The organism is Alcanivorax sp. P2S70, assembly GCF_000475295.1.
Taxonomy (GTDB): Bacteria; Pseudomonadota; Gammaproteobacteria; order Pseudomonadales; family Alcanivoracaceae; genus Alcanivorax; species Alcanivorax profundi.
This window is the reverse complement of the sequence record NZ_AXBZ01000067.1, coordinates 1-26,096: the sequence shown is the minus strand read 5'-3', so window position 1 is coordinate 26,096 and position 26,096 is coordinate 1. Positions and strand designations below refer to the sequence as shown.

27 protein-coding genes and 1 tRNA gene are annotated in these 26,096 nt (G+C 57.3%); 11 read left to right on the top strand and 17 right to left on the bottom strand.

What is annotated here, in order from left to right:
- Position 1: 1 nt before the first annotated feature.
- The 5 genes from nudC to Q672_RS31680 all read left to right on the top strand — a co-directional run bounded on the left by nudC (position 2) and on the right by Q672_RS31680 (position 4,774).
- Positions 2 to 805 carry an NAD(+) diphosphatase gene (gene nudC / locus Q672_RS31700; RefSeq protein WP_022986558.1) on the top strand — a complete coding sequence of 268 codons (804 nt, stop codon included), beginning with the start codon at positions 2 to 4 and terminating at the stop codon, positions 803 to 805.
- 12 nt (positions 806 to 817) lie between these two features.
- Positions 818 to 1,465: a hypothetical protein gene (locus Q672_RS31695; protein ID WP_022986557.1), complete on the top strand. Its 648-nt coding sequence runs from the start codon at positions 818 to 820 to the stop codon at positions 1,463 to 1,465.
- A gap of 158 nt (positions 1,466 to 1,623) precedes the next feature.
- On the top strand, positions 1,624 to 2,676 hold the full coding sequence (gene sohB, locus Q672_RS31690; protein WP_022986556.1) for a protease SohB: 1,053 nt from the start codon (positions 1,624 to 1,626) through the stop codon (positions 2,674 to 2,676).
- 31 nt (positions 2,677 to 2,707) lie between these two features.
- Entirely contained in the window at positions 2,708 to 3,697 is a 990-nt protein-coding gene (locus Q672_RS31685) for a YhdH/YhfP family quinone oxidoreductase (protein ID WP_022986555.1), read from the top strand.
- A 120-nt stretch (positions 3,698 to 3,817) separates the two neighbouring features.
- The gene (locus Q672_RS31680; protein WP_022986554.1) at positions 3,818 to 4,774 is read left to right on the top strand and encodes a zinc transporter ZntB; all 957 of its coding nucleotides are present in this window, start codon (positions 3,818 to 3,820) and stop codon (positions 4,772 to 4,774) included.
- A gap of 41 nt (positions 4,775 to 4,815) precedes the next feature.
- On the opposite strand, the gene Q672_RS31675 is transcribed toward Q672_RS31680, so the two are convergent.
- The 3 genes from Q672_RS31675 to Q672_RS31665 all read right to left on the bottom strand — a co-directional run bounded on the left by Q672_RS31675 (position 4,816) and on the right by Q672_RS31665 (position 7,321).
- Positions 4,816 to 5,304 carry a DUF934 domain-containing protein gene (locus Q672_RS31675; protein WP_022986553.1) on the bottom strand — a complete coding sequence of 163 codons (489 nt, stop codon included), beginning with the start codon at positions 5,302 to 5,304 and terminating at the stop codon, positions 4,816 to 4,818.
- Positions 5,297 to 6,946 carry a nitrite/sulfite reductase gene (locus Q672_RS31670; protein WP_022986552.1) on the bottom strand — a complete coding sequence of 550 codons (1,650 nt, stop codon included), beginning with the start codon at positions 6,944 to 6,946 and terminating at the stop codon, positions 5,297 to 5,299. Before Q672_RS31670 ends, Q672_RS31675 begins: the two co-directional genes overlap by 8 nt.
- A gap of 144 nt (positions 6,947 to 7,090) precedes the next feature.
- A complete protein-coding gene (locus Q672_RS31665; RefSeq protein ID WP_022986551.1) occupies positions 7,091 to 7,321 on the bottom strand; it encodes a DUF2970 domain-containing protein in 231 nt (76 codons plus the stop codon).
- A gap of 228 nt (positions 7,322 to 7,549) precedes the next feature.
- Here Q672_RS31665 and nfuA point away from each other — a divergent pair, with 228 nt between their 5' ends.
- Entirely contained in the window at positions 7,550 to 8,143 is a 594-nt protein-coding gene (gene nfuA / locus Q672_RS31660) for a Fe-S biogenesis protein NfuA (RefSeq protein WP_022986550.1), read from the top strand.
- Positions 8,144 to 8,256: 113 nt separating this feature from the next.
- Here the strand turns inward: nfuA and Q672_RS31655 are convergent, their stop codons facing one another.
- The gene (locus tag Q672_RS31655) at positions 8,257 to 9,045 is read right to left on the bottom strand and encodes a M48 family metallopeptidase (RefSeq protein ID WP_031227013.1); all 789 of its coding nucleotides are present in this window, start codon (positions 9,043 to 9,045) and stop codon (positions 8,257 to 8,259) included.
- Positions 9,046 to 9,049: 4 nt separating this feature from the next.
- A complete protein-coding gene (locus Q672_RS31650) occupies positions 9,050 to 10,711 on the bottom strand; it encodes an ABC1 kinase family protein (RefSeq protein ID WP_022986548.1) in 1,662 nt (553 codons plus the stop codon).
- 98 nt (positions 10,712 to 10,809) lie between these two features.
- On the opposite strand from Q672_RS31650, the gene Q672_RS31645 reads away from it, so the two are divergent.
- A complete protein-coding gene (locus tag Q672_RS31645) occupies positions 10,810 to 11,133 on the top strand; it encodes an SET domain-containing protein (RefSeq protein WP_022986547.1) in 324 nt (107 codons plus the stop codon).
- 143 nt (positions 11,134 to 11,276) lie between these two features.
- Here Q672_RS31645 and Q672_RS31640 read toward each other — a convergent pair whose 3' ends face one another.
- From Q672_RS31640 to Q672_RS31630, 3 genes are read right to left on the bottom strand one after another with little or no spacing between them, the layout of a single operon-like run.
- Positions 11,277 to 11,966, bottom strand: a complete 690-nt coding sequence (locus tag Q672_RS31640; RefSeq protein ID WP_022986546.1) for a pseudouridine synthase — start codon at positions 11,964 to 11,966, stop codon at positions 11,277 to 11,279.
- Complete coding sequence (gene lon, locus Q672_RS31635; RefSeq protein ID WP_022986545.1) at positions 11,941 to 14,307, bottom strand: endopeptidase La; 2,367 nt, start codon at positions 14,305 to 14,307, stop codon at positions 11,941 to 11,943. Before lon ends, Q672_RS31640 begins: the two co-directional genes overlap by 26 nt.
- 53 nt (positions 14,308 to 14,360) lie before the next feature.
- Positions 14,361 to 14,996, bottom strand: a complete 636-nt coding sequence (locus Q672_RS31630) for a class I SAM-dependent methyltransferase (RefSeq protein ID WP_022986544.1) — start codon at positions 14,994 to 14,996, stop codon at positions 14,361 to 14,363.
- A gap of 105 nt (positions 14,997 to 15,101) precedes the next feature.
- Here Q672_RS31630 and Q672_RS31625 point away from each other — a divergent pair, with 105 nt between their 5' ends.
- Positions 15,102 to 16,343, top strand: a complete 1,242-nt coding sequence (locus Q672_RS31625; RefSeq protein ID WP_031227009.1) for an ABC1 kinase family protein — start codon at positions 15,102 to 15,104, stop codon at positions 16,341 to 16,343.
- A gap of 43 nt (positions 16,344 to 16,386) precedes the next feature.
- Here Q672_RS31625 and Q672_RS31620 read toward each other — a convergent pair whose 3' ends face one another.
- From Q672_RS31620 to rimO, 3 genes are all read right to left on the bottom strand, one after another.
- Positions 16,387 to 17,346 (bottom strand): alpha/beta fold hydrolase, encoded by a 960-nt coding sequence (locus tag Q672_RS31620; protein WP_022986542.1) that lies wholly within the window; start codon positions 17,344 to 17,346, stop codon positions 16,387 to 16,389.
- A 105-nt stretch (positions 17,347 to 17,451) separates the two neighbouring features.
- Positions 17,452 to 18,306, bottom strand: coding sequence for a DMT family transporter (locus tag Q672_RS31615; protein WP_022986541.1), 855 nt, complete (start codon positions 18,304 to 18,306; stop codon positions 17,452 to 17,454).
- Complete coding sequence (gene rimO, locus Q672_RS31610; protein ID WP_022986540.1) at positions 18,303 to 19,646, bottom strand: 30S ribosomal protein S12 methylthiotransferase RimO; 1,344 nt, start codon at positions 19,644 to 19,646, stop codon at positions 18,303 to 18,305. The genes Q672_RS31615 and rimO overlap by 4 nt, the downstream gene beginning before the upstream one ends.
- Before the next feature lie 144 nt (positions 19,647 to 19,790).
- Here rimO and thpR point away from each other — a divergent pair, with 144 nt between their 5' ends.
- The gene (gene thpR / locus Q672_RS31605; RefSeq protein ID WP_022986539.1) at positions 19,791 to 20,303 is read left to right on the top strand and encodes an RNA 2',3'-cyclic phosphodiesterase; all 513 of its coding nucleotides are present in this window, start codon (positions 19,791 to 19,793) and stop codon (positions 20,301 to 20,303) included.
- A gap of 65 nt (positions 20,304 to 20,368) precedes the next feature.
- Complete coding sequence (locus Q672_RS31600; RefSeq protein WP_022986538.1) at positions 20,369 to 20,998, top strand: YbhB/YbcL family Raf kinase inhibitor-like protein; 630 nt, start codon at positions 20,369 to 20,371, stop codon at positions 20,996 to 20,998.
- A 78-nt stretch (positions 20,999 to 21,076) separates the two neighbouring features.
- On the opposite strand, the gene Q672_RS31595 is transcribed toward Q672_RS31600, so the two are convergent.
- Positions 21,077 to 21,153 (bottom strand) — tRNA-Pro (locus Q672_RS31595).
- A gap of 142 nt (positions 21,154 to 21,295) precedes the next feature.
- Here Q672_RS31595 and Q672_RS31590 point away from each other — a divergent pair.
- Positions 21,296 to 22,426: a methyltransferase gene (locus Q672_RS31590; protein ID WP_022986537.1), complete on the top strand. Its 1,131-nt coding sequence runs from the start codon at positions 21,296 to 21,298 to the stop codon at positions 22,424 to 22,426.
- A gap of 16 nt (positions 22,427 to 22,442) precedes the next feature.
- On the opposite strand, the gene mtnC is transcribed toward Q672_RS31590, so the two are convergent.
- From mtnC to Q672_RS31565, 5 genes are read right to left on the bottom strand one after another with little or no spacing between them, the layout of a single operon-like run.
- Positions 22,443 to 23,126, bottom strand: a complete 684-nt coding sequence (gene mtnC / locus Q672_RS31585) for an acireductone synthase (protein WP_022986536.1) — start codon at positions 23,124 to 23,126, stop codon at positions 22,443 to 22,445.
- 47 nt (positions 23,127 to 23,173) lie between these two features.
- Entirely contained in the window at positions 23,174 to 23,716 is a 543-nt protein-coding gene (locus tag Q672_RS31580; RefSeq protein WP_022986535.1) for a 1,2-dihydroxy-3-keto-5-methylthiopentene dioxygenase, read from the bottom strand.
- A 3-nt stretch (positions 23,717 to 23,719) separates the two neighbouring features.
- Positions 23,720 to 24,355, bottom strand: a complete 636-nt coding sequence (locus Q672_RS31575) for a methylthioribulose 1-phosphate dehydratase (RefSeq protein ID WP_022986534.1) — start codon at positions 24,353 to 24,355, stop codon at positions 23,720 to 23,722.
- Positions 24,356 to 24,374: 19 nt separating this feature from the next.
- The gene (gene mtnA, locus Q672_RS31570) at positions 24,375 to 25,409 is read right to left on the bottom strand and encodes an S-methyl-5-thioribose-1-phosphate isomerase (RefSeq protein ID WP_022986533.1); all 1,035 of its coding nucleotides are present in this window, start codon (positions 25,407 to 25,409) and stop codon (positions 24,375 to 24,377) included.
- The gene (locus Q672_RS31565; RefSeq protein ID WP_022986532.1) at positions 25,399 to 25,869 is read right to left on the bottom strand and encodes a hypothetical protein; all 471 of its coding nucleotides are present in this window, start codon (positions 25,867 to 25,869) and stop codon (positions 25,399 to 25,401) included. The genes mtnA and Q672_RS31565 overlap by 11 nt, the downstream gene beginning before the upstream one ends.
- Between the last annotated feature and the right edge of the window lie 227 nt (positions 25,870 to 26,096).

The window sequence follows — 26,096 nt, the reverse complement described above, 5'->3', positions numbered from 1 at the left end:
CATGATTGATCTGTCTCGCCCGGAACCGAGTGATGCGGATACCGCGCGGTGTTACGTGATTCACGAGCAAAACATCCTGGTGGCGGGCGCCCCAGGCCAGGACTGGCTGCCACAATTGCCCGCGTTTCTGCTGCGTCAGCACCCTGATTACCATTTCCTTGGCTGGCTTGGCGATGAGCCGTGCTATGTTTGTGAGTTCAGCCGCCATGAGCTAGACGATGGTAGCCTGCAACCCTTGCCTGCAAGGCGGCTGATGGGAGCCCTGGATGAGCCTGGCTTCTCCATGTTCAGTCGCGCGTTGCAATTTCTCTCCTGGCAGAAAAATCACCGTTTTTGCAGTCGTTGTGGTACCCCGACAGAGCCGCACCCCCGTGATCTTGCCATGGTATGCCCATCCTGCAGCTACAGCCAATATCCTCGTATCACGCCTTGTGTAATTACCCTGGTAACCAAGGGCGAGTATGCCTTGCTGGGTCGCTCCGAACGCTTCCCTGAAGGGTTCTTTTCCTGTCTTGCCGGCTTTATGGAAGCCGGTGAAACCGCGGAACAGGCGCTGGCTCGTGAGGTCCGAGAAGAAAGCGGCATTGAGGTTGGTGAGCTGCATTATCTGGGGAGCCAGTCCTGGCCGTTTCCGCACTCACTGATGCTGGGGTTTCTGGCGGATTATGCCAGTGGTGAAATTTGTATTGATGACGATGAAATCGTTGAGGCCGGGTGGTTCCATTTTGACGATTTACCAATGACTCCGCCGCCCGGCAGTATCGCCCGCAGCTTGATTGATCACTGGGTCACCCGCTTTAGATAACAAGGATTTTTCATGAACTACACGCTCGCCCCTCTGGTTCTGTTTGCCTTCAGCCTGATTTTCGTGCTGCTGGGTGCAACGGTGCTGTTGCGTCAGCGCTGGTTGCTGCAATGGTTGAAGGGCACCGCTGGCATTTTGCTGGTCGTGGCGGCGGTTTATCTGAGCCTCTTTGCCCTGAATATCTACGGTTACAAGGAATATGCCCAGGAAGTGCCGGTGGCGACGGTAAGTTTTCGGCAATCCGGGGATCAATCGTTTATTGCCACGGTGACCCGCACTGATGGTAGCGCGGAGGATTTCCGCCTGAAAGGTGATCAGTGGCAACTGGATGCGCGCATCATCAAGTGGCGGCTGCCTTTCAGTCTGCTCGGTCTCAAGCCCGGTTATCAGCTCGACCGGATATCTGGCCGTTATTATGCTCTGGAAGACGAGCGTTCCCGGGATCGCACGGTATACAGCCTGCATCGAGAGCCGGTTGGGATTGATGTCTGGCAAATGGCCAATGATGGCTGGAGCATACTTGTTGACGCGCGTTATGGTAGTGCTGCCTATCTGCCCATGGCGGATGGCGCGTTGTTTGAAGTCAACGCTGGGGCAACAGGCTTGGTAGCCCGTCCCATGAACGGCGCTGCGCAACAGGCCATTTCTGGCTGGAATTGATTGCCCGGTTCAGGCATGCCTCTCTGGGGCATGCCAAAAGGCCTGTCCTGACTCCCCGTTTGGCATACCCCTCTGTACCCGGCTTCGGTAGAATCACCGGGATCTTTCTGTTTGCCCTGTCGGGCAGCACTCATTGAAAATACCCAAGCAGGTACATTGTGATCGCGTTTCTATCTGAATACGGCATGTTTCTCGCCAAGGTTGTCACTCTGGTAGTGGCGCTTCTCTTCATTATTGGGGGTATTGCCGCCTCTGCCAGCCGGGGCCGCGGTAAGGCGGATCAGGAGGGTGACCTGCGAGTGCGTCACCTGAATGATGACTTCGAGGACCTGAAAGAGTGTCTCGAGCACGAGATCATGCCCGAAGGCCAGCGCAAGAAAATGCGTAAAGAGCGCAAAAAGCAGGACAAGCTGGAAGCCAAGCAAAAGAAAAAGGCAGGAACAGAAGACAAAGCCATGCCCCGCTTGTTTGTCTTGGACTTTGATGGTGATGTGCAGGCCAGCTGCGTGGAAAACCTGCGCAAGGAAATCAATGCGGTGCTGCAGGTGGCCAACCAGGATGACGAGGTGTTGGTGCGTCTGGAAAGCCCGGGTGGGTTGGTGCACAGCTACGGGCTGGCGGCCTCGCAACTTCGTCGTATCCGTAACAGTGGCATCAAGCTGACCGTCGCAGTCGACCGGGTTGCGGCCAGTGGTGGTTACATGATGGCCTGTATTGCTGACCGGATTGTCGCCGCCCCGTTTTCCATCATCGGCTCCATTGGTGTGGTCGCCCAGATCCCTAACTTTCATCGGTTGCTGAAGAAAAATGACATCGATGTGGAGCTGATGACGGCAGGGGAATACAAGCGTACCCTGACCATGCTCGGCGAAAATACCGAAAAGGGCCGTGAAAAGTTTCAGCAAGAACTGGAAGACACGCACCAGCTGTTCAAGGATTTTGTGCGCGATAACCGTCGCGGTCTTGACCTGGACAAGGTCGCCACCGGCGAGCACTGGTTTGGCGCTCAGGCCAAAGAGCTGGGTTTGATTGATGACATCATGACCAGTGATGAGTTGCTGCAATTGCGCAAGGACAACCAGGCCCTGTATCAGGTTAACTGGGAAGTAAAACGCAAGCTTGGAGAGCGGTTGGGCTTTTCCATGGAAAACGTGCTGCACCGGGTGGTGGAAAAATTGTGGCACCGTGGCAGCCAACGGCAGATGCATTAATTTGATTAACACCCTGTCAAAGGAGAGGACCATGACGTTTCAGGCATTACTGACCACCGAAAGCGACAATGGCTACCAGAATGCGGTGGTAGAACGTGAGTTGGCTGATCTGGGTAGTGAGGGTGTGTTGGTGCGTGTGCAGTGGTCGTCTCTCAACTACAAGGACGCCCTGTCTGCTACCGGAAACAAAGGGGTGACCCGAACGTTTCCTCATACCCCCGGGATTGATGCTGTTGGCGTCATCGAAGAAACCGGCAATGGCCCCTTCGCGGTTGGCGATACGGTGATTTGTACAGGTTATGACCTGGGTATGAATACCGACGGGGGGTATGGGCAGTATATTCGTGTGCCTGCTGAGTGGTTGGTGCCGTTGCCTGAAGGATTGGCGCCCCGCGATGCCATGTTGATGGGCACTGCCGGGCTGACTGCCGCGCTGTGTGTCGAATCGCTGCTCGATACCGGGGTAAATCCCGATCAGGGCCCGGTGTTGGTGACCGGTGCTACTGGTGGTGTGGGATCCATTAGCGTGGCAATTCTTGCCAAGCTGGGTTTTCGGGTTGCGGCTGTCACTGGCAAGGCCGATTCTCATGACTGGCTGCGTGAACTTGGTGCTGCTGAGATTGTGGATCGCAAGGCGTTTCTGGAAAGTGCCAGCAAACCCATGCTCAAAGAGCAATGGGCTGGCGCGGTAGATTGCGTAGGTGGTGAAATGCTGGCCGGGGCGCTGAAGAGTCTGAAATACGGCGGTAGTGCAGCGTGTTGTGGCCTGGCGGGTTCGCCGAATCTGGAGATGACGGTATTCCCGTTCATTCTGCGTGGCGTGAACCTGCTTGGGGTAGACAGCGTGGAGTTACCCTGTGAAATCAAGCAACAGATGTGGCAGTTGCTTGCAGATCAGTGGATGCCAGAAAATCCGAAGGCGCTGGAAGCGGCCGAAATTGGTCTTGAAGACGTTAGCGAGTGGGTTGGAAAAATTCTCGAAGGTGGCGTGCGTGGTCGCGTGGTGGTGCGCTTGGCCTGAGATCCAGCGTTGTTGCGGATTCGTAAAAACGCGGCCTTTGGCCGCGTTTTTTATGGATTCTACGGTGCCCTATGATTCATTATTCATCCATGTTTTCGAATATGGACGGCAGCATCGGATATGGATAAAAACCATTGGCTCAAGATCGCCTGTTACCTGGATGGCCGGGGAGGGCGTACGGTTTTTGGCACGGACGAGGCTCTCCAGTCTGATCGTACTCACTGGGTCCATCTCGATTATACCGAACAGGCCAGTGCCGACTGGATGTCCGCCAATGGTATCCCTGACGGCGTGATTGAAGCGCTCACCGCTGCGGAAACCCGGCCGCGGGCGTCGGAAGTTCATGGCGGCCTTCTGGTTTACCTGAGAGGGGTGAACCTTCATCCGGGAGCCAGGCCGGAAGATATGATTGCGCTGCGATTGTGGCTCGGGCCCCATGGTGTGATCACCACCCAGAAGCGTACGTTAGTGACCGTCGAGACGGTCGAGGGCTCTTTGGCGGGTGGAGACGGCCCAGTAAGTGCGTCGGGGCTGGTCGCCAGATTGGTTGATGAGCTGACCTGGCGAATGGAAGATGTGATCGAGAATCTCGAGGCGGAGGTAGAAAGCTGCGCTGAGCAGTTGGAGGCGTCTCCGACCATGTCGTTGACCTCTCAGCTGAGTCTTTTGCGTCGCCGGGCGATTACCTTGCGCCGCTATCTGGCGCCGCAGCGTGAGGCGTTAGCGAAACTTCAGTCTGACCGCCACTTTGGTGAAGACGATATCCTGTTGGTACGTGAAGCATCAGACCGGCTCCAGCGACTTCTTGAAGACCTTGATGCTGCCCGTGAACATGCGACTCTGCTCCAGGAAGAGGTCTTTTCGGTTCAGAACGAAGCCATCAATGACCGCATGTATCTGCTGGCGATGATTTCAGCATTGTTCTTGCCGCTTGGCTTCCTGACCGGGTTGTTTGGTATCAATGTGGGCGGGTTGCCCGGCGTCGAGAATGACAAGGCTTTCCTTTGGTTCTGTGCCGGCATGACAGTGATTGCCATTGGCGTGCTGATCTGGATGCGAAAACGCCGCTGGCTATAAGGCGCAGCGGCGTTTTCGAACCGTTTGGCGAGGTAAAGCGATCAGGCCTGACGGTAGATCGGACGGGGGTCGTTCACATCACCCTGATAGCGGACGGTGAAATCCTTCAGGCTGGCTACGGCTTCTTCGATGCTGCGATCTTCGCGCACTTCGAACGCGTTGAAACCGCAGCGGGCCAGATAGAATAACTGATCACGTAACACATCGCCTGTGGCACGCACTTCACCCTTGAACGCAAAGCGGGTGCGTAACTCGCGAGCGTAAGAATAGCCGCGGCCATCCTTGAATGCAGGGAAGTGAATAGCCACCAGGGAAAGGGCAGAAAGGTCATCTGCCAGGTCCTTGGGTTCTTCGCCCGGTGCGAGCCAAACAGCTACATCGCCACGGGTCATCAGGGTGTCACGGTTCTCTTGCCAATAAGCCAGTGGAACGATGACTTTGCCATCCGGCAGGCCTGCCTCGAGGGCATCTGCTTCCAGGCGTGCCCATTCGTTATCCACGATGGCGCCGTCAATAATGACCTTACCCATAGATATGCTCCTTGAACGGGTCCATGCCGATACGCTCGTAGGTGTCGATGAAGGGCTCGTTCTCGAGGCGCTTCTCGACATACAGGCCAATGATTTTTTCGATCACGTCGGTGATTTCGTCGGATTCGAAAGACGGGCCCATTTTTTCGCCTACCTTTGATTCACGATCACCACGGCCTCCCAGGGTAACCTGGTAGAACTCCTTGCCTTTCTTGTCCACACCAAGGATGCCGATGTGGCCAATGTGGTGATGGCCACAAGCGTTCATGCAACCGGAAATATTCAGGTCGATCTTGCCCAGATCATGGAGATAATCCATGTCGTCAAAGCGGCGCTGAATGGATTCCGCCACGGGGATGGACTTGGCATTAGCCAGGGCGCACAGGTCGCCACCGGGGCAGCACACCATATCGGTGAGCAGGCCCAGATTGGGGGTCGCAAAGCCCAGTGCGTCCAGTTCCTGCCAAAGGGCGAACAGGTCACTGGCCGCCACATCGCTGAACACCATGTTCTGCTGGTGGCTGTTGCGGATTTCACCAAAGCTGTACTTGTCGGCAAGATCGGCAACGGCATCCAGCTGCTCGTCGCTGATGTCGCCAGGGACCCGGCCGGTTTTTTTCAGTGTCAGGGTGACCGCACGGTATCCCGCCTGTTTGTGAGGGCGGGTGTTGGTGTGGTACCAGCGGTTGAAGGCCTTGTTGTCTGCCAGCAGGGCATCCAGTTTACTGGTGTCGACATCGCTGCGGTATTCCACATCGGTGAAGCAGGCCTGAATACGGGCCACTTCGGCTTCTGTCAGCGTCATGGGGCCATCTTTGAGCTCAGCGAATTCTTCTTCCACCAGCTCGCGGTATTTGTCGGCACCCAGCGCCTTCACCAGAATCTTGATACGGGCCTTGTACTTGTTGTCGCGGTTGCCGTACTTGTTGTACACCCGCAGGATCGACTCCAGATAAGACAGCAGGTGTTGCCACGGCACGAACTCGCCAATCACGGCGCCGGTCATGGGGGTACGACCCAGGCCGCCGCCTGCCCATACCTGGAAGCCGGTTTCGCCAGCATCGTTGTGTACCAGCTGCACACCGATATCGTGAACACCGATAATGGCCGGATCTTCATCGGGCACCGCATTGACCGCAATCTTGAACTTGCGGGGCAGGTAGGCGAATTCCGGATTGAAGGTTGACCACTGACGGATAATTTCGCACCAGGGGCGTGGATCCTCGATTTCCTTCGGGTTCACGCCGGCGTATTCGTCGGTGGTGGTGTTACGGATACAGTTGCCGCTAGTCTGAATGGCATGCATCTGGACATCGGCCAGTTCGGCCAGAATGTCAGGCACATCTTCCAGTGCCGGCCAGTTCATTTGCACGTTCTGGCGGGTACTGACGTGAGCAAAGCCCTTGTCGTAAGTGCGGGAGATATGCGCGAGCCGGCGCAGCTGACGGGAAGACAGCAGGCCATAAGGAACGGCGATGCGCAGCATGGGCGCATAACGCTGGATGTAAAGGCCGTTCTGCAGGCGCAAGGCAAGAAACTCATCCTCGCTGAGCTCCCCGGCCAGGTATCGACGCGTCTGGTCGCGATATTGCGCTACCCGTTCATTCAGCAGTTGCTGATCGTGTTCCTGATAGACGTACATGGGACTGTATCACCGTCCTTTTGCTTGAAATTCAATAGCTAAGCGCCACCCGCACTGGGTGAGTGCGGCACTCTAACAAAGCGCCCTTATAGTGAAAAGAAATATCTTGGCATATCTCTATAACGGCAACCGATATAAAAAAGCCTATTTCGCGGCAGCGTCGAGCACCATGTTGACGGTGATGACCATGCCAATAACAAGCGCAATCACCAGAATGACGTAGACGCCGATATAGTTGCCGGCATCGCCCTTGGTGAAGTCCCGCTCCCGGTTTTTGGCGCTTTGCACACCGAACAGGGCAGCGAGAATGCTGTTGATCGTTTGCAGCAGGCCAGGTTTGGTGTCCTGATCCGGTGCATCTTTGGGGTCTGTCATCACATAGTCCTGCGTTATGGCGACGGCTAAACGCCGGGAATCGGGGCGCACATTGTACGCCGCCGCCGAGGGTGGGAACACCCCGTAATGACGCCGTTCGGCCCACCCTTGAAACGATTGGGCGGTGGCACCATTGAATATGCTGAGTACCTGACTAAAATACTCAGGAAAGAGACCTCAGTCGCCCTACAGGCCGGCTTGAGGCCACGAACCGGATCAGGAAGCGTAATGGCAGAGCAGTTGATCGACATCACCGAACCGGCCCAGGACTACCTGCGAGACCTGCTGGGCAAGCAGGATCAGGGTGGCATTGGCGTGCGTATCTTTGTTGAGCGTCCCGGCACCCCACATGCCGAGTGTTGCATGGCGTATTGTCCGGACGGTGAGCAGGAAGAGGATGATGTACGCTTCGATTACGAGGGCTTTCATGCCTGGATCGAAGGTAAAAGCGTGCGTTATCTGGAAGATGCGGTCATCGACTACAAGAAAGACAGCATGGGTGGTCAGCTGACCTTCCGGGCGCCGAAATCCCGTGTGCCGGATATCAGTGAAGACGCCAGTGTGGAAGAGAAGATCAACTACGTGCTTTACGCAGAGATCAATCCCAATCTGGCTTCTCACGGTGGTAGTGTTCAGCTGCTGGAGCTCACCGAGGACATGGTCGCAGTGCTAGAATTCGGCGGTGGCTGTCAGGGCTGCTCCGTCGTCGACGTGACGCTGCGAGACGGGGTAGAAAAAACCCTGAAAGAGCGCATCCCGGAACTGACGGGGGTTCGTGACAAGACAGACCATACCGTGACGGACAACGCTTACTACAGTTAGAAGGCAGCTGTGAGCTTTGAGCTACCAGCAAAAGCAAAAACGCAGCCTTGAGGCTGCGTTTTTTGTTTTAGGGTTTTAACTCGTAGCTCGTAGCTGCAAGCTCATAGCGGCTTTCATCCACAGCTCGGCTTGCGGCCCGCTGCCTTGGCCTGGTTGTACAGCGGCATCACCTCTGGCAGGCGAGCCTGCAGCCCGCCGATGCGGGTGGCATTGGAGGGGTGGGTGGACATGAATTCCGGTGGCCCATCGCCGTTGGCAGCCGCCATGTTCTGCCACAGATTTACACTCTCGCGAGGGTCGAAGCCCGCCTGGGCCATGAGCTGAAGACCAATAATATCGGCTTCGGCTTCATGCTTGCGGCTGAACGGCAGTGCGACACCATACTGGGCGCCGACACCGAGTGCTGCCATGATGCCCTGTTTGGTGGCGCTGTCTTCACCGGCCACTGCGCCCAGTAATTGAAGGCCATTTTGGGTGGCGTACTCCAGTGACATGCGCTCGTTGGAATGCTGTGCTTGCACATGGCCGATTTCATGGCCGATGACCGTCGCCAGCTGTGACTGATTGGTGGCGACCTTGAGCAGACCGGTATTGACCCCGATTTTGCCCCCTGGCAGGGCAAACGCATTGGCGCTGTTGTCCTGGAACAGGTTGACCTCCCATTGCTGGCTGCCATCCAGCGTTGAGGTGATGGCGGTGGCCACGCAGCGTACATAAGCGGTTTGCTGCTGACTGCTACTGACAGGGGTCTCTTGTTTCATTTGCGCATAGGCGGTGGCGCCCATTTCATCCATTTGATCCGCTGGCATGAGCAGAAACTGGTTCCGTCCCAGAGGGGAGGTGGCACAGGCTGCCAGCGCTACGCCAGCGCAAAGCATGATAAGCGGTTTCTTCATTGTCATTCCGTTACTCCCATTCCCGAAGGAAACGTCGGGATACCCACATTAGCCAGCTGGCCCAGCCGGCGCTTCCGAGGAAGACTATAAGGCCAAACAGGGAGATACCCCAAGGTGATGGCCCAACTTTGCCAGCCAGCATGACACTGCCGCCAATGAACGAAGAGGCGACCAATAGTGCTTGGACCTGCCGATACTGGCCCCGTTCCAGTCGGGTCACCATTCTTTCCAGTTGACGGGGGTCCAGTCCATGCTCCTGCGGGCTTTGCTGGCCGGGGACAGGGGGGGGAGCATAGACCTTGTCGACCACATCCAGTGCCCGCAGGCTCAGGCTTTTGGCCAGTCGGGCAGGAGAGTAGCGGGTGCGGATCATGCGCTTGAGCAGGGGCTCGGCTTCGGTCATCAGATCGAAGTCGGGGTTAAGCAGGCGCCCGAATCCCTCCAGGGTAATGATGGCCTTGATGAACAGGGCAATATCACTGGGCAGCACCAGATTATGGTTGCGTACCATGGCGGTGATGTCATTGAGCAGCGCGGTGATATCCAGTTCCGAGATGGAGACGCCGTGATACTGGCTGATGACATCTTCCACATCCGACACCAATTGTTCGAAGTTCACCGGTTGGCCATCGGACCAGCTGGCCAGAACCGCCGCGCACTGTTCAGCTTCACGGATGACGACTGCGCGGGTCATCTGCAGTATTTGTTCACGGCGGCTATGACTGAGCTTGCCGACCATGCCGAAATCGAGCATGGCGATACGGTTGCCCGGCAGGATGATGAAATTCCCGGGGTGCGGATCGGCATGAAAAAAACCGTCTTCCAGTGCCATTTTCCAGGCGGCCAGGGCGCCACGGCGTGCAATCTGGGCCCGGTCCAGGCCCGCGGCATCCAGCTTTTCCAGTGCCTTCGCCGGGATGCCTTCAATGTGTTGCTGAACCTGAACGGTGGATGATGACAATTCCCAGTAAACCCGCGGAACGGTGAGCCATTTCAACGAACGCATGTTTTTGCGGATTCGATCGGCGTTACGGGCTTCAATGGTGAAGTCCAGCTCCCGCAGCAACGAACGGCGGAATTCACGGATCAATTCCACCGGCCGGTAGCGACGGATTTCCACGGAGTTGTCGCAAGCCAGCTTGGCCAGCTGGTCGAGCAGGCGAAGGTCGGAGTCGATCTTGTTACGAATACCCGGCTTCTGGATTTTGAGCACAACCTTCTGGCCGCGCCGGGTAAGGGCGCTGTGCACCTGACCAATGGAGGCTACCCCGATCGGGGTCGGGTCGACACGGGCAAACAGGCTGTCAATCGGCTTGCCCAGGGCCTCTTCAACCAATGGGGCAAGCTCTTCAAACGGAATGGCGCTGGCCTGATCCTGCAGCTTCTCGAACTCGGCAATCCAGTCCAGCGGAAACAGGTCAACCCGAGTGGCCAGTATCTGGCCGAGTTTGACAAAGGTGGGCCCCATTTCTTCCAGTGCACAGCGTAGTCGCTCTGCGGTACCCATGCGCAGGATGTCGCCCTTTACCGGGCTGCGGACCAGTTTGCCCGCCTGCTCAATGGGGGTGGCCAGCCCAAGCCGGCGGATCACGTCGGCAAAACCATACTTGAACAAAATGCCTGCCAGCTCGTTCATGCGAAGCAGGTCTTTACCGGTATGCAGCAGATTCACAACGGATCCTTGTTGAGGTGTCAGTCCCAGAGAATTACAGCTTGTGATGAATTCTGGCAAGATGCCATGGCATCAACGGCAGCAAGAAGTGCAAAAGCATGTCAAAACCCTATGTAAGAGAAGACCTGGTTGAAGTCAGGGAAAGCCCGCTTCATGGTCGGGGCCTGTTTGCCCGCCAGTCGATTCCCAAAGGCACGGAATTGGGACTATGCAAGACTCAACCTGCAAAAGGGCAGGGGCCTTACGTGCTCTGGATTGATGATGACGGTGAAGAGCGATACCGGGTGTTGTGCAATCTGCGGTTTATCAACCATGGCAAGCAACCCAATGTGGCCTATTACGATGACCTGACCGTCGTGACCCTCAAAGCGGTCAAGGCGGGGGCGGAATTGCTGCATGATTATGGGGATGAGTGGGAATAAGAGCAGTTAATAGTTAACAGTGAATAGTGAATAGCTAAAACCCAAATGCAAAAGCTTGGTCATTCCGGGCCCTGGCGAGGTATAGATGCAAGAGCCTCGGGTTGCGAGACTTGGGTCGTAAAAACCTTAAGCGACTACACGGCCTAGAACGGGCAGGGGGAGGTGAATTCGCTCCACAGGCCGGTGACGGGGTGGTTGAAGCCTAGCCATTCGGCGTGCAGCAGCAGGCGGGGGCTTAGGACTTCGACTTCGGGAGGGGCGTACATATCACAGCCAATGATGGGGTGGCCCAGTTCCCGACAGTGGATGCGTAACTGGTGGCTGCGCCCGGTGACGGGGCTCAGAGCAAGGCGGGTACGGTTATGCCGTTCGTCGCGCTCCATTACCTGATAGTGGGTCAGGGCGTGTTTGCCGGTGTCATGACAGACTTTCTGCAACGGACGATTGGGCCAGTCCGCAATCAGGGGGAGCTCAATGCTGCCGGCGTCCTTCTCGACCAAACCCTGTACCACCGCCTGATACCGCTTCTTGACTGTTCGCAGCTGAAATAAACGGCTTAGCTGGCTTTGCCCTCGCTGACTCAATGCAAAGACCATCAGGCCCGAGGTATCCAGATCCAGACGATGCACCAGACGTATGTCCGGGTAAATCAGGCTGAGACGGGTAATGGCGCAGTCCTTGTTCTCGGGGGCGCGCCCGGGAACGCTGAGCAAGTAGGCAGGCTTGTTGATCAGAAGAATGTCCGGATCCTGATACAGGATGCCCACCCGCTCGTGACAGGTGGGCACAATGTAGTAGGGGGCAGTATCAGCCCCAGAGTTGTTGGAAGACATCGCTATACTGGCTGGCAAAGTGCACGGTGAGGCCGTCTTTCAGATAATCCGGCAACTCGTCGAAATCCCGCCGGCAGGCATCGGGAAGAATCACTTCACGAATATTCACCCGCCGGGCGGCAATGATTTTCTCTCGGATCCCGCCAACGGCCAGCACCTGGCCGGTGAGTGTCAGCTCTCCCGTCATGGCGACCTTGCGCGGCAGCCGCTTGTTGCGCAGCAAGGACAGAATGGCGCTGGCCATGGTGACCCCTGCGCTGGGGCCGTCCTTTGGCGTTGCGCCCTCCGGCACATGCAGGTGGATAAAGGCATTGTCGAGACAGTCTTCCGCCAGCCCGTAGTCCTGCAGGTGGCTCGCCACGTAACTGTAGGCAATTTCCGCGGATTCTTTCATTACGTCACCGAGTTGCCCGGTCAGTTTGAAACCACGTTGCTTGCTGTGGACCAGACTGGCTTCTACAGAGAGGGTGGCACCGCCCATACTGGTCCAGGCGAGGCCGGTGACAACGCCAACGCCTCGCTGGGTTTTTTCTGTCTGGAAGTAGGGCTGCCCCAGAAACTCAGACAAATTCTTGCCACTGATGCTGAGCTTCTTCTCGCCAGCCAGCAGTTTGACGGCCGACTTGCGGATAATCTTGTTCAGTTGCTTTTCGAGGTTTCGTACCCCGGCTTCCCGCGCATACCCTTCAATAACCTGCCGCAGGGCACTGTCACTGATCTTGAGCTGGCCGGGTTTTACGCCGGCACGCTCCAGGGCGCGTGGCCACAGGTGCTGCCGGGCGATATCCACTTTCTCTTCGGTGATATACCCGGAGAGCCGAATCACTTCCATGCGGTCGAGCAAGGGGCCAGGAATGCTGTCGAGGGTATTGGCGGTACAGATAAACAGCGAATGGCTGAGATCGAGCCGTTCATCAAGGTAATGATCCAGGAAATCCTGATTTTGCTCGGGGTCCAGCACTTCCAGCAGGGCCGAGGCCGGGTCGCCCTGAAACGATTGCCCAAGCTTGTCGATTTCATCGAGCATGATCACGGGGTTTGCCGTGCCGGTTTCTTTCAGCGCCTGAACCAGTTTGCCGGGCATGGCACCGATATAGGTGCGGCGGTGCCCCTTGATTTCGGCTTCGTCGCGCATGCCGCCAAGGCTGAAGCGGTAGAATTTGCGATCCAGGGCTTCGGCAATGGACTTGCCAATACTGGTCTTGCCGACCCCAGGGGGGCCGACAAGCAGGATAATGGAGCCTTTGACCTCACCACGTAGTGCCCCAACCGCAAGAAATTCCACAATGCGGTCTTTCACGTCCTGCAAGCCGCTATGGTGCCGGGTGAGCACTTCGCGGGCATGGCTGAGATCAAGATTGTCGTGACTGTATTGCCCCCAGGGAACACTGGTAAGCCAGTCCAGATAATTGCGGGTTACACCATACTCAGGGGAGCCGGTTTCCAGTACAGACAGCTTTTGTAGTTCGTCCTCAAACCGTTTGTTTACCGCATCGGTAGGAGACAAGGTCTTCATCCGTTCACGGAACTCATCCGCTTCGGCGGTCTTGTCATCTTTGCTCAGGCCGAGTTCGCGCTGAATGATCTTGAGTTGTTCGCGAAGGAAGAATTCGCGCTGGTGGCGACTGACCTTCTCGTTCACCTCTTCGGAAATCTGGTTTTGTAGCCGGGCGACCTCCAGTTCCTTTTTTACCAGCGTCAGGACCTTTTCCATACGAGGCTTGAGTGGAACGGTTTCGAGTATGCTTTGTAGCTCTTTGCCTGAAGCACTGGTCAGCGCTGCCGCAAAATCGGTTAGCGGAGAGGGCTCGGAGGGTGAAAAGTTTTGCAGGTAGTGACGCAGCCCTTCGTTATACAGCGGGTTGAGCGGCAGCAGTTCCTTGATGGTATTGATGATGGCCATGCCATAGGCACGTACAGTTTCATCCGCGTCTGTGCGTGGCTCTGGGTAACTGACTTCTGCCATATAGGGACGCTTGCGATTCAGCCAACCCTGAATACGAAAGCGGGATGCGCCCTGGGCGACGAGCTGGAACTGATCATTTTCCTGATTCAGAGCGTGAACTTTCACCAAGCAGCCGTACTCCGGGAAATCCTCCAGCGCGACGGTGTCAGGGTCTTTGTCGCCCACGTAGACCAGGCCCAGCGATTGATGGGGGGTCTGGCTAACGCGCTCGAGGGTCTGTTCCCAGATTTGTTTGTCCAGCATCACTGGTTGCACCAACCCGGGCATAAAGGGTCTGTGGCGTACAGGGATAAGATAGATGCGTTGCGGGCGCAACTGGTCGGGCAGGGCAAGGCTGCCCTGCGCGGTATCGGTGTCTTGAATATCGTCAGTCATGGTGTGTCACTTCCATTGAACGTGGAAATAACATGGTGCCGGGTGGTGGAATTTCAATTGTCGATAATCAGCAAATCGGCACAGAGATTCTTCGGGGTCTTGCTCCTGCGCTCTACGACGCGGGAATTGAGGCCCCCTTGTTCGCATTTCTCTGCCAGAGCATAGAAAGGTGAGCGGCCAGGGTCGGCGATGATGATCTGCTTTACTCCGGCTCTCAGGGCGCGACGGATAAGGTTATAGAGCACAGGGGTTAGCTCGTCCCAAAAGCAGATGTCAGCACCGGCCATGACCGTGACGTCTTTAAGCCGGGCGGTGCTGAGCTTTTCAAAGCGAAGCTGTTCGGTGGTGATATCCACCTTGTTGATCTGCGCATGCAGGTCAAGATAGGGGAAAACATCTGCATCGGCATCTACAGCGGTGACCCGGCACCTAAACCGCTTGGCGGTAAAGATCGACAGTGGCCCCCAGCCACAACCAATATCCAGCAGGTGGTCGTCTGCGTCCAGTTTATTGCGGGTGAGGTGATCCATGATAAGGAAGCTGGAGTTCCATACCTTGTTACCATGAATCGATGGGGTATGGTTGGCGCGTTTGAGGCGTCGGATTTCCTTGTGACCGGAACGCAGCAGGGTAATGCCCCGGGTGCGAATGGTGTGAGGCTCGCCTGCGCGTATAACAGGTACTGACATAATCCACCGCCATTTAAAAGATTGAAACACTACGGTCAAGGCTCGCGGGATTCAAGCCCTGCAATGTCAGGCATAATGGGGGAATGGGTACTCGGGCGATGAAACATGATTAGGGAAAGTGTTACCGGGCTGGTCGGGCTGGCTTCCGGAAGGACTCGATATGTAAGGGGCTTGGCGGCACTTGCACGCATCGGAGCGGTGTATGCTCGCGGCCGCGGCAGTGCATTGTCCGAACGTCATCACCAGGCGGCAGAGATTGCCACTCAGCTTTGTAGGGCCAATGGTGGCTTCTGGGTCAAAGCGGCGCAGTTTTTCAGCTGCCGCCCCGACGTGCTGCCGCTTGAGTATATTCATGCGTTTCAGCAACTGCAGAGTGACGCCCTGCCCGTAGAGTTCAGCGCGATCGCCAGAGTGCTATCCAAGTCCTGGGGTAAAGACTGGCGCGATACTTTTGTCTGGTTTGAGGAGACGCCAACCGCTGTTGCTTCCATCGCACAGGTGCACCGGGCCAAGCTTAAGAATGGACAGGAGGTAGCAGTCAAAGTCCGATTGCCGGCAGTAAAGCGCTTGTTTGAGCAGGATGCCAAAGTATTTCAGGCGCTCGCCGCCATTGCCGCTCCCCGGTTTCGTGAGTTCGATCTTCGTCAGGCCATTGAGCAGTTGCTGGCCATGACGGCAACAGAACTGGACTTCCGTAACGAAGCCGCTAATACCCTGCGCTTTTCTCGTCAGCCGCACCCCGAGCGTATCCGGATTCCCGAGTTAGTTAAGCCTCTGTGTTGTGAACGGATACTCGTGACCAGCTGGGAAGGCGGTAACCGTCTCCGCCAGCATCTTGATCAGCACCCTGAAGACGCGGCCGATCTCCTGGGGGTGCTTCTCACCAGCTACCTGCAACAAGTGACGCGGTTTGGGGTCTACCAGGCAGACCCGCACCCGGGCAATTTTCTGGTAAATGATCGAGGGCAGGTTGTGATTCTGGATTTCGGCGCCATTGGCGTGCTGAACCCGGATGAGGTCCGCCGTTATTCGAGGTTGCTGTATGGATTGATGGGGTTCGAGGGACAGGTTGATATTGGTGAACTGTTCTATCAGGCAGGTTTCCGTGGTGGTAGCCCGGAGACCTTGCGGGAGCTGGCGCTTTACGTGTTGACCGATAAACTCAATCAACAGGGCCCTGTGGGGGCAATGGGAGATCTGATGGAGCGATTCCGCGAGGAACGCATTAGCATCCCTGACTCTTACATTGGTATTTCCCGGGTTTTGATTACCTTGGGGGGGTTCCTTATGAGTTACAACGTGCCCTTTGACTGGCGCCCACCGGAATTACGTAGCACCACGGGCTGAGTCACCACATTGAAAGGATGACCCAGCACACTTGGCTAGATGATCAAGGACGGTTTTCATTCCAAAATGTGCGGAAGGCATCGGCACTCTTGGCGGGAGCTTCTGTCATCGGCAGGTGACCAATGCCATCCAGAATGACGGATCGTGCTCGGGGAAGCCGCTCAAGAAAGACGGGTACATTATCCACTCCCAGCAGCCGGTCTTCCTTGCCCCACATAACCAGCGTGGCTTGATCCAGTGTCGCAAGGACCTCACTGTTCTCCAGATTCATGCCAGGGTCGGTGCCCAGCTGACGGAAAATATCTTCAGCGACTACGGCATTTTCCGCTTTGCGTTGCCCCATAACATCCATGAAAAAATCCGGCATGTAGGGTGGCTCTTCCATGGCCCATACCAGAGTGGTCTGGAATTCATCCCGGCTGTGGGGAATCAATGGATTGCTGTCGCTGCCTTCCAACAGGGCTTTGAACTCAGGGGTCTGGCGTGTCAGACCGGCGGAATCCACCAGCCCCATGGAAAGAACCCGTTGTGGCGCTTGTCGTGCCATTTCCAATGTAATAGCGCCCCCCATGGAATTGCCGGCCACATGGAATTGCTCGATCTGCAGGGTATCCATCAGTGTAAGCAGCCGCTTGGCTTGGGCTTTCATGGTGTAATCCAGGCCCAAATCACGGGTGCTATCACCATGGCCGGGGAGATCCGGCACGACGAAGTAAAACTCTTCTTCCAGGTTGCCGGCAAAACGCACCCAGTTGCTGGCGTCGGCACCAAAACCATGAATCAGCAGAACCGGGGGGGCACTGGTGCTGGATTCACTCACCAGCAGATGCCATTGGATGCCGTCGTCTGTGGTGATGGTTTCTTCCTGAAGGCCGGCCCGCGAGATTTCGAATTCAAGCCCGTTCTGATAAGCCCATTGGGCGGCATTATCGCAGGCAGAGAGTAATGCGACGGATAACAGTGCAATGAAGCCGCGGGTAATGACTGCAGAGTGTAGAGGCATTATTGATCTACTCGGTCTATAAGTAACAATTGTCAATTATAGGATGCTTGTACAGGGGCTTGAACACCGCTACCGGGGCCAAAATCCTGCAGGCAGCCTGATAAATCAGCCCGATCGGGGTGCCTTCAGGTTCCACACCCCGGCGGCAACGATCAGCAGTGTGCCCAACAGCGTCGTAATTACCAGGGTTTCCCCCCAGAACATCCAGCCGAGCAGTGCTGCCCAAATGACGGAAGAATAGTTGTAGACCCCGACCTGGCCGGGGCTGGCGATCTGATAGGCCGTGGTCATGGCAAACTGGCCACCGGTTGCCACCAGGCCAATGCCGATAAGCCACAGGTAATCAGTCCCGACGGGCACGGTACTGGTCCAGGCGAGGGGGAGGGCGGAAAACCCGGTCGCAAACAGGGCAAAGTAGAACACCACCCGTTGCGGAGGCTCAGATACGGCCATGCGGCGGATGCTGACCTTGGCGATACTCATAATCGCGGCCCCGGCCAGAGCAACCCACATTACGGGATCAATCTCACCCGAATCTGCCCGCATGATGACGGCAACGCCGACGAAGCCCACCAGAATAGCAACCCAGGTACGCAGGCCGATCTGTTCGCGTAGCCATAGCCATCCCACCACGGGAAGGAAGAAGGGCACGGTCATTTTCACCAGCACCGCTTCCGCCAGGGCAATATGCCCGATGGTGTAAAAGAAGCAGAACATGGCGGTCACGCCCGTGAAGGCACGTATCAGGTGCAGATGAATATTGGCGGTACGCAGTTGGCCAAAACCGCCACGCTGCATGATGATGGGCAGAAGGAAGAGCAGGCCGAAGAGATTGCGCGCGAACACAATCACTTCGGTATCCAGGTGATCCGAGAGCAGTTTGATCATTGCCGCCATGATGGCCAGCAAGCCTTCCCCCAGTACCAGCAGCAGGGCGCCCTTCAGGGGTTGGTCATTCACCCGGCGGTGTGTCCGTCGAGCGGGGTGCCCCACAGATCATGTTCATCTGCATGCTCGATGGTGACCTTGAGGCGCTGGCCGGGCTGCACGTCGGTGATGCCATTGAGATAGACCAGGCCATCGATCTCCGGTGCATCGGCGCGGGAGCGGGCAATGGCGCCTTCGTCATCTACCTCATCAATCAACACTTCCTGAACGCTGCCGATCTTTTTCTGCAGCTTGTCGGCGCTGATGCGGGCCTGCACATTCATGAAACGTTCGCGGCGCTCTTCGGCCAGTTCCGGGTCTACCGGGTTGGCCAGTGCGTTCGCCGGGGCGCCTTCCACGGGGGAGTAGGTGAAGCAGCCGACGCGATCCAGCTGTGCTTCCTCAAGCCAGTCGAGCAGCAGCTCAAAATCATCATCGGTTTCGCCGGGGAAACCAGTAATAAAGGTGCTGCGCAGGGTAATGTCGGGGCAGATTTCACGCCAGCGACGGATCCGCTCAAGGGTATTTTCGGCATGAGCAGGGCGTTTCATCGCCTTCAGTACCGTCGGGCTGGCGTGCTGGAACGGAATATCCAGATAGGGAAGGATATGCCCCTCAGCCATCATCGGGATGATGTCGTCCACGTGAGGGTAGGGATAGACATAATGAAGCCGAACCCAGGCCCCCAGTTGTCCCAGGGCCTGACAGAGCTCCAGCATCCGGGTTTTCACCGGCATGCCCTGCCAGAAGCCGGTTTGGTATTTGCGGTCGACACCATAGGCGCTGGTGTCCTGACTGATCACCAGCAGTTCCTGTACCCCCGCTTTGACCAGCCTTTCAGCTTCATCCAGAACGTCGCCCACCGGGCGTGAGTCCAGTTTGCCACGCATGCTCGGGATGATGCAGAAGCTGCATTTATGATTACAGCCTTCGGAAATCTTCAGATAAGCATAATGACGCGGGGTCAGTTTGATCCCTTGTGGGGGGACCAGATCCAGAAAGGGATCATGGTTCTGCAGCGGCGGTACCACCTGATGAACCGCGTTGACCACCTGTTCGTACTGCTGGGGCCCAGACACGGATAACACCGAGGGGTGTACCTTGCGAATGGTCTCTTCTTCCACCCCCATGCAGCCGGTCACAATCACCTTGCCGTTCTCGTGAAGGGCTTCACCAATGGTGTCCAGGGATTCCGCCTTGGCATCGTCAATAAACCCACAGGTATTCACCACGACCACGTCGGCATCATCGTAAGTCGGCGTGACTTCGTAGCCTTCGGTGCGGAGCTGGGTCAAAATGCGTTCGGAGTCCACCAGGGCCTTGGGGCAACCCAGGCTGATAAAACCGACTTTGCCGGGGGCTTTACCGGACATAGTTCACCTCGAGATTGGCTGCCGCCTGTCGGGCACAAACGGCTGGCTGAGTGTCAGAGTGGGTGGGCGCGCAATTCTACCGTTGTCGCAGCCCTTAAGCCATGGGCGATTCCGGTATAAGGTGAGCCATCAGAGAGAGATTGTATGCGCTGTTTTCTCGGCATTCCGGTCTCGGGCCCACTGGCCCATGAATGTGTGGCGTTGTCACTGGGACTGCCTCAGGCGTCGCCGCGGCGAAACCTGCATCTGACGTTGGCCTTTTTGGGAGAGTGCTCACCGGGTTCCGTCAAACGTCTGGTCCCTGGCGTGTCTGCACTGGCTGCCCGTCATGCTCCCTTTACGATTGCCTTGACGGCCTGTGAGCCCTTCCCTGAGCCAGAGGGACCCTATCTGGCGCTGACGCAAACCACCCAAACGGCTCTGGCATCGCTCCATGACGACATTCAACAGTTGCTCAGCGCAGTCGACGGCTTTACGGCGGAGACGCGGCGGTTTCGTCCCCATGTGACCCTGGCCAAACCCGGAGAGCCATTGCAGAGGCGCACGGGGCAGTGGATTCTGGATGCGGATCAGTTGTGGCTCTATGAAAGTGACAGCCGTCACGGCAGGCCGCCGAGTTACCATCCGTTGCAGCGTTTTGCGCTTTCCGGTGGTTGAAATCCCCATCAGGACCCGCATGCTTCAACGGACGACCTCACACGACAGTGAACAGGAGTTTCACCATGCAGTTACTCAGCAACAGCCTGACCGATCAGGCCCCCATTGGTGAGAAGTACGCCTTTGCGGTCAAGGATGCAGATACCCACGTGGCCCTTTCCAGCAACATCAATCCCCATCTGGCCTGGAAAGACGCGCCGTCACAGACCCGCTCATTTGCCGTGGTTTGCCATGACCCGGATTGCCCCAGTGCCGGTGACGATGTGAACCAGGAAGACAGGGAAGTCCCGGCAGATTTGCCGCGGGTGGATTTTTATCACTGGACCCTGTTCGACATTCCTGCCGGTCAGAGTGAAATTCTTGAGGGCGAGCATTCGAGCGAAGTGACCGCCCATGGCAAGAACGGACCCACTGCCCCACAGGGGCTGCGCCACGGCAAGAACGACTATACTGGCTGGTTTGCCGGTGATGCGGATATGGAAGGGGAGTACTTTGGTTACGATGGGCCCTGTCCGCCGTGGAATGACAGCATCGTGCACCGCTATGTCTTCACCGTGTACGCACTGGACGTGGAGCAATTGCCGACAGAAGGGGACCTCAGCGGTGCCGCGCTGGTCGGGCTGATCAGGGCGAATGCGTTGGATTCCGCCTGCATCACCGTGAGTTACACCCTGAATCCGCGACTGGCCAAATAGACGGCTGTTGGGGAATCAGAAAAGAAAAAAGGCCGCGGAAAGCGGCCTTTTTCGTCAGCCCCGGGGAAGGGCTGGAATTGGTCGGAATAGCAGGATTCGAACCTGCGACCCCTACGTCCCGAACGTAGTGCTCTACCAGGCTGAGCTATATTCCGGATCTGGTGACGGCGCATTCTAGCAGCGAATTCTGAAATTGCCATACCTAAATCCCCCGGTGGGGGTCGTTTGCACAGATTATGGCCAACCCGGAATCACACAGGCAGAATGCCACGCCAGACTGGCAGGTGAAGAGACGCAATGACGGAATTTGAGCATCCTTGGGGCACGCTAACCTTGCAGCGCTGGCCGCTAAAACGGCAGGACGCATTGCAGGCCTGGGACAACGCTGACCACTATCTGCTGAAGACTCTGGCGGATCGGGGCGAAGGGACAGCGACGCTGTGTCTCAATGACAGCTGGGGAGCGCTGGCGCTGGCTGCAAGCCAGCATGGCGAGGCGCTGTCCTGTGGTGATTCCTGGCTGGCGTGGAAGGGGATGGCCATCAACGCACAGACCAATGGCCTTGCCCCTCCCCAATGGTGCTGGCCACAACAGGCACTTGATGTCACCCCGGATCAAATAGTGCTGAAAGTCCCCAAATCCGTGGCCCTGCTGGAATCCCAGCTGGACTGGATCGCGCAGAACACGCCGGACGATGTACCTGTCTGGCTTGCGGGAATGGACAAGCATTTGCCGCGCCAGCTGGTTCCGCTGCTGGAGAGGTTCCTGGGGAACGGCCGCGCCGAGTACGGTTGGAAAAAAGCGCGCTTGTTCAGTGCCCGAACACCGGGGCAATCCCTGGCACAGGCGGACTATCCTTCTACCATTGATTCTCCATTCGGCCCCTTGGTTGTTCATGCGGGAGTGTTCTCACAGTCCCAGCTGGATATCGGCGCGCGCTGCTTTCTGGACCATCTGCCAACGAATGTGACGCCAGACACGCGTGTGGCAGACCTGGGTTGTGGAAACGGCGTCATGGGGCTCGCCATGCTGGCCGCTTCGCCCGGTTGCCGGGTGACGTTTTGTGATGAGTCCTGGCTGGCCTTGCAGAGCGCCCGGGAGAATGTAGACCGCCACAGCCCGAGCGCAAACGCCCGGTTTCATCTGGGCGATGGGTTGAAAGGCGCCGGAGGCCCGTTTGACCTGATCTTGCTGAACCCGCCTTTCCATGAAGGCCATGTGGTCGGGGATCATGTGGCACGCCGGTTGTTTCGGCAGGCCAGCGAGTCGCTGGCACCTGATGGCGAGTTACGGGTGATCGGAAACCGGCATCTGGGGTATCACACCGTGTTGCAGCGGTTGTTTGAATCGGTCGAGGTAGCCGGCAGCAATCGAAAGTTTGTGGTGTGGGCTTGCCGGTTGCCACGAGGGCGGCCTGGCCAGTCCTGACGCGCCATGGACTGGCTTAAAAGCTAGCCAGATCAATCTCATCAAAACGGCTGGCCACGGGGTGTCGGCTGGCGCCCTGACTGCCCTCACGATCCAGCCGGCAAGTATGAAAACCCGCTTCGGCTGCGGCATCCAGTTCGGCTTCCACATCAGACAGGAACAGCAACTGGTTGGCCGGAAGGCCAATGGCGGCCTGAATATTCCGGTAGCTCTGGACATCCTGCTTATGGCCCGAGGTGGTATCGAAATAGCCACTGAAAAGGGGAGTCAGGTCGCCGGCATCGCTGTAGCCGAAAAACAGCTTTTGTGCAGCGATGGAGCCTGACGAGTACACATAAAGATCCAGGTTTTGCTTTTTCCAGAGGTTCAGGTTGGCCGCGGTGTCGGGATAAAGGTGGGCGGTATAATCGCCATTCTCATAGCCCGCCTGCCAGATTTTGCCTTGCAGGGCCTTGAGTGGCGTTACCTTGCGGTCTGCTGCGATCCATTCCTGGAAGAGGGCATTGGCACTGTCAGGTGATGTCAGCGGCTGGCCACTTTCGGCGGCGGCTGCCGCAATCAGTTGTTGAACGTCAGCGTCATCCCAGTGTTCTGCCAGAAACCGGGGGAAGGCGTTGGCGGCATAGGGGAACAGCACTTCCTTGACGAAAGAAATGCTGCTGGTGGTGCCTTCGATATCGGTAACGATGGCCTTGATCATGGCGGTATCCCGTTTTCTGGTGTTATCCCCGGATGCGCAAATCGCGTTCAGTCCAGACGATTGAATCGCTGGGCGATATCGCTGCCGGTAAAATTTGCGACCCATCCCTCAGGGTTGTTGAACAGGCGGATCGCCACAAAACGAGGGTTGGGGCCCATATCGAACCAGTGCGGCGTGTTCGCTGGCACGCTGATCAAATCGCCCTTGGTGCACAGCACTTCATAGACGTTGTCGCCAATGTGCAGCGTAAACAGACCGCGGCCTTCCACGAAGAAGCGCACTTCGTCTTCACTGTGACGATGTTCTTCCAGAAACTTTTGTCGAAAAGCGGCCTTTTCCGGGTGATCCGGTACCATGCTGACGACATCGACGGTCTGGTAGCCTTCCTGTTCAATAAGACGATTGATATCTGCCTGATAGGCCTCAATCACCTCTGCCTGATCGGGATTTTCTGACAGTGCCTTGCTGGCTTCCCACTGTTCATAGCGAATCCCGGCGGCCGCGAGCGCCTGGGCCATAGCTGCTTTGTCGGTCAGATGCTGCTGAACGGTTTGCGGCTGGCTGTCATGAAATATCTTCAGTTCGCTCATGTTTTACACTCCACTCAGGCGACGGCGATCCAGCTCAACGGCGAGCAAGACCTCCAACGCTTCAAGCTGTCGGTAACAGGATGGCAGATCGCTGGCCCAGGTATAAAGTCCATGCCCACGAATCAGGTAGGCATGGCTGATGGCGCCTTCTGCCATGGCCGTATCGACCTCACTGGCCAGCGCGGCGATGTCCTGAGTATTGTCGAAAACCGGGATCTGCAGTCGACTCTCATGGGTGTGGATGCCCTCGAGTGCTTTCAGCAGCTCGTAGCCTTCCAGCGTCAGCATATTGGCAGGCCAGTGCATGGTCAGCACGGTACTGGCGTGGCTGTGGGTGTGCAGTACTGCGCCGATGTCAGGAAAACGCTGGTACACCTGGGTGTGCAGAAGGGTTTCGGCAGATGGCTTGCCATCGGTGGCGGGTTGGCCCTGAAGGTCAACCGCCATGATGTCGGTTTCGCGCAGCAAACCTTTATCTTTCCCGGAGCGAGTGATGGCCGCGTGGGTCGCGTTCAGGCGAACGGAATAGTTACTGCTGGTGGCTGGTGACCATCCATTGGCATAAATACGCTGGCCGGTCGCGGCCAGCGCTCTGGCGGCGTCGCGGTAGCTGGCAGTAGAAAAAGGGCGATCAGTCATGGTGTCGGCTCTGGCTGTCTCAGTGGCTGGCTTGAAGGTGGGCAAGTACCTTCGATGTGTCGGGGGCATCAATGACGCCACGTTCAGTGACAATCGCACTGATCAGGGATGCCGGCGTCACATCAAAGGCCGGGTTATAGACGGGGCAGTGTGCCGGTGCCACAGGCTTGCCTTGTATCTGGCGGATTTCACTGCCATCGCGTTCTTCAATCACGATATGGCTGCCGTCCGGCAACTCGCTATCAAGGGTCGACAACGGCGCGGCCACAATGAACGGAATGCCGTGATGTTTGGCGAGCACGGCCAGAGCGTAGGTGCCGATCTTGTTGGCGGTATCACCGTTAGCGGTGATCCGGTCGGCGCCAACAATGACGGCGTCAATCTTGCCTTGGGCCATTAATTGGCCTGCACTGCTGTCAGCCACGAGGGTAACCGGGATGCCATCGTTGAGTAGCTCCCAGCTGGTAAGGCGACTGCCTTGCAGCCAAGGGCGGGTTTCACCGGCGTAGACTCCGGCAAGCGTGCCCGCTTCCCACGCACTGCGAATAATGCCCAGGGCGGTACCGTGACCGCCGGTGGCCAGCGCTCCGGTGTTGCAATGGGTGTAAAGGGTGGCGCCAGGGCTCAGCAAGGCGGCGCCAAACTCGCCCATGCGGCGGTTCGCTGCCAGGTCTTCCTGGTGGATGGATTCGGCATCCTCAATCAAGGCCCGTACCAGTTCGCTCCCTGTTCGCTCGCCAGCGGTGCGCTGCAGTCGCTCCAGTGCCCAGAACAGATTGACGGCAGTGGGGCGGCTGCTGGCCAGACACTCGATGGCGGTGGCGAGAGCGGGGAGGCTGGCGTTGTCACCCAAACGTTGGGCTTCCAGTGCCAGACCATAGGCTGCCGTGATGCCGATGGCAGGAGCTCCGCGTACCACCATCTCGCGAATGGCGTTGGCGGCTTGCTGGCTATCGCTGATGGTTAGCCAGACGGTCTGGGTGGGGAGCAGGCGCTGGTCCAGCAGCTCCAGCGAGTTTTCGTGCCAGCGAATGGCTGCGCTGTTAATGGCCATGCAAGGAATCCTTGTGGTTACCCGGCGGTACCTGGGCATCGGGATGAAGGAGCGGTTCACGATGGTAACGGGCGCGAATCCAGTTGGCGGCCCGGAATACCCCGGGGCGCCGCATAATAGCGCGTTCCATACGGTATTTCCCCGGAAATGTGCTGGTCATGATAGCAATCAGAATGGTCAACAATCCCTGGCCGGGTAGCACCAGCATGATGACCCCGGCCAGTAACAAGAGCAGGGCCAGCAGGTTACGCAGACACCATAGCAGCCACGCCAGAGGCCCGCGTTGTGAACGGGGCTGATACGCCTCGGTGAAGTAGTGGGCAGGCATGCGAATCAATAACCAGGGGATGGCGACCATGGAGGCAAGCGCCATCACCACCCCGGTGAGGGTCAGGGCGGGGAGCCAGGGCTCGAGCTGCTGTGCAACAGGCGACAGCCAATCAGGAAGAGCCAGTTTCACGTTGCCTCCGGGGCGGTTAGTCAGACCATGATGATATTGTGCTGCGTAGGATGGTGTCGTGGCGTGGACTTTTCAAATGTTCTGTACGAGACAGGTCGATGGTGGGCGAAAAGGGGTGGCAAGCTTGGGAGCCTCTGAATAACGCCTTGCGTGCTCAGTCTTTCAGACTGGTTCGCCCCCTCGGCCAAGGTAAAGAGGGGCGCGCTTTTGAAGGTGTATGTCCATCC

Bases quoted from the DNA above. Each gene is read 5' to 3' on its own strand.
- Q672_RS31590 (WP_022986537.1), top strand. From the start codon at position 21,296: ATGACGGAATTTGAGCATCCTTGGGGCACGCTAACCTTGCAGCGCTGG.
- Q672_RS31620 (WP_022986542.1), bottom strand. From the start codon at position 17,346: ATGCCTCTACACTCTGCAGTCATTACCCGCGGCTTCATTGCACTGTTA.
- Q672_RS31575 (WP_022986534.1), bottom strand. From the start codon at position 24,355: ATGACTGATCGCCCTTTTTCTACTGCCAGCTACCGCGACGCCGCCAGA.
- thpR (WP_022986539.1), top strand. From the start codon at position 19,791: ATGCGCTGTTTTCTCGGCATTCCGGTCTCGGGCCCACTGGCCCATGAA.
- mtnC (WP_022986536.1), bottom strand. From the start codon at position 23,126: ATGATCAAGGCCATCGTTACCGATATCGAAGGCACCACCAGCAGCATT.
- Q672_RS31675 (WP_022986553.1), bottom strand. From the start codon at position 5,304: ATGGGTAAGGTCATTATTGACGGCGCCATCGTGGATAACGAATGGGCA.
- Q672_RS31630 (WP_022986544.1), bottom strand. From the start codon at position 14,996: ATGTCAGTACCTGTTATACGCGCAGGCGAGCCTCACACCATTCGCACC.
- Q672_RS31670 (WP_022986552.1), bottom strand. From the start codon at position 6,946: ATGTACGTCTATCAGGAACACGATCAGCAACTGCTGAATGAACGGGTA.
- Q672_RS31580 (WP_022986535.1), bottom strand. From the start codon at position 23,716: ATGAGCGAACTGAAGATATTTCATGACAGCCAGCCGCAAACCGTTCAG.
- Q672_RS31665 (WP_022986551.1), bottom strand. From the start codon at position 7,321: ATGACAGACCCCAAAGATGCACCGGATCAGGACACCAAACCTGGCCTG.
- Q672_RS31640 (WP_022986546.1), bottom strand. From the start codon at position 11,966: ATGTCTTCCAACAACTCTGGGGCTGATACTGCCCCCTACTACATTGTG.
- Q672_RS31655 (WP_031227013.1), bottom strand. From the start codon at position 9,045: ATGACAATGAAGAAACCGCTTATCATGCTTTGCGCTGGCGTAGCGCTG.
- Q672_RS31645 (WP_022986547.1), top strand. From the start codon at position 10,810: ATGTCAAAACCCTATGTAAGAGAAGACCTGGTTGAAGTCAGGGAAAGC.
- nfuA (WP_022986550.1), top strand. From the start codon at position 7,550: ATGGCAGAGCAGTTGATCGACATCACCGAACCGGCCCAGGACTACCTG.
- lon (WP_022986545.1), bottom strand. From the start codon at position 14,307: ATGACTGACGATATTCAAGACACCGATACCGCGCAGGGCAGCCTTGCC.
- Q672_RS31680 (WP_022986554.1), top strand. From the start codon at position 3,818: ATGGATAAAAACCATTGGCTCAAGATCGCCTGTTACCTGGATGGCCGG.
- Q672_RS31695 (WP_022986557.1), top strand. From the start codon at position 818: ATGAACTACACGCTCGCCCCTCTGGTTCTGTTTGCCTTCAGCCTGATT.
- Q672_RS31625 (WP_031227009.1), top strand. From the start codon at position 15,102: ATGATTAGGGAAAGTGTTACCGGGCTGGTCGGGCTGGCTTCCGGAAGG.
- nudC (WP_022986558.1), top strand. From the start codon at position 2: ATGATTGATCTGTCTCGCCCGGAACCGAGTGATGCGGATACCGCGCGG.
- Q672_RS31685 (WP_022986555.1), top strand. From the start codon at position 2,708: ATGACGTTTCAGGCATTACTGACCACCGAAAGCGACAATGGCTACCAG.
- rimO (WP_022986540.1), bottom strand. From the start codon at position 19,646: ATGTCCGGTAAAGCCCCCGGCAAAGTCGGTTTTATCAGCCTGGGTTGC.
- mtnA (WP_022986533.1), bottom strand. From the start codon at position 25,409: ATGGCCATTAACAGCGCAGCCATTCGCTGGCACGAAAACTCGCTGGAG.
- Q672_RS31600 (WP_022986538.1), top strand. From the start codon at position 20,369: ATGCAGTTACTCAGCAACAGCCTGACCGATCAGGCCCCCATTGGTGAG.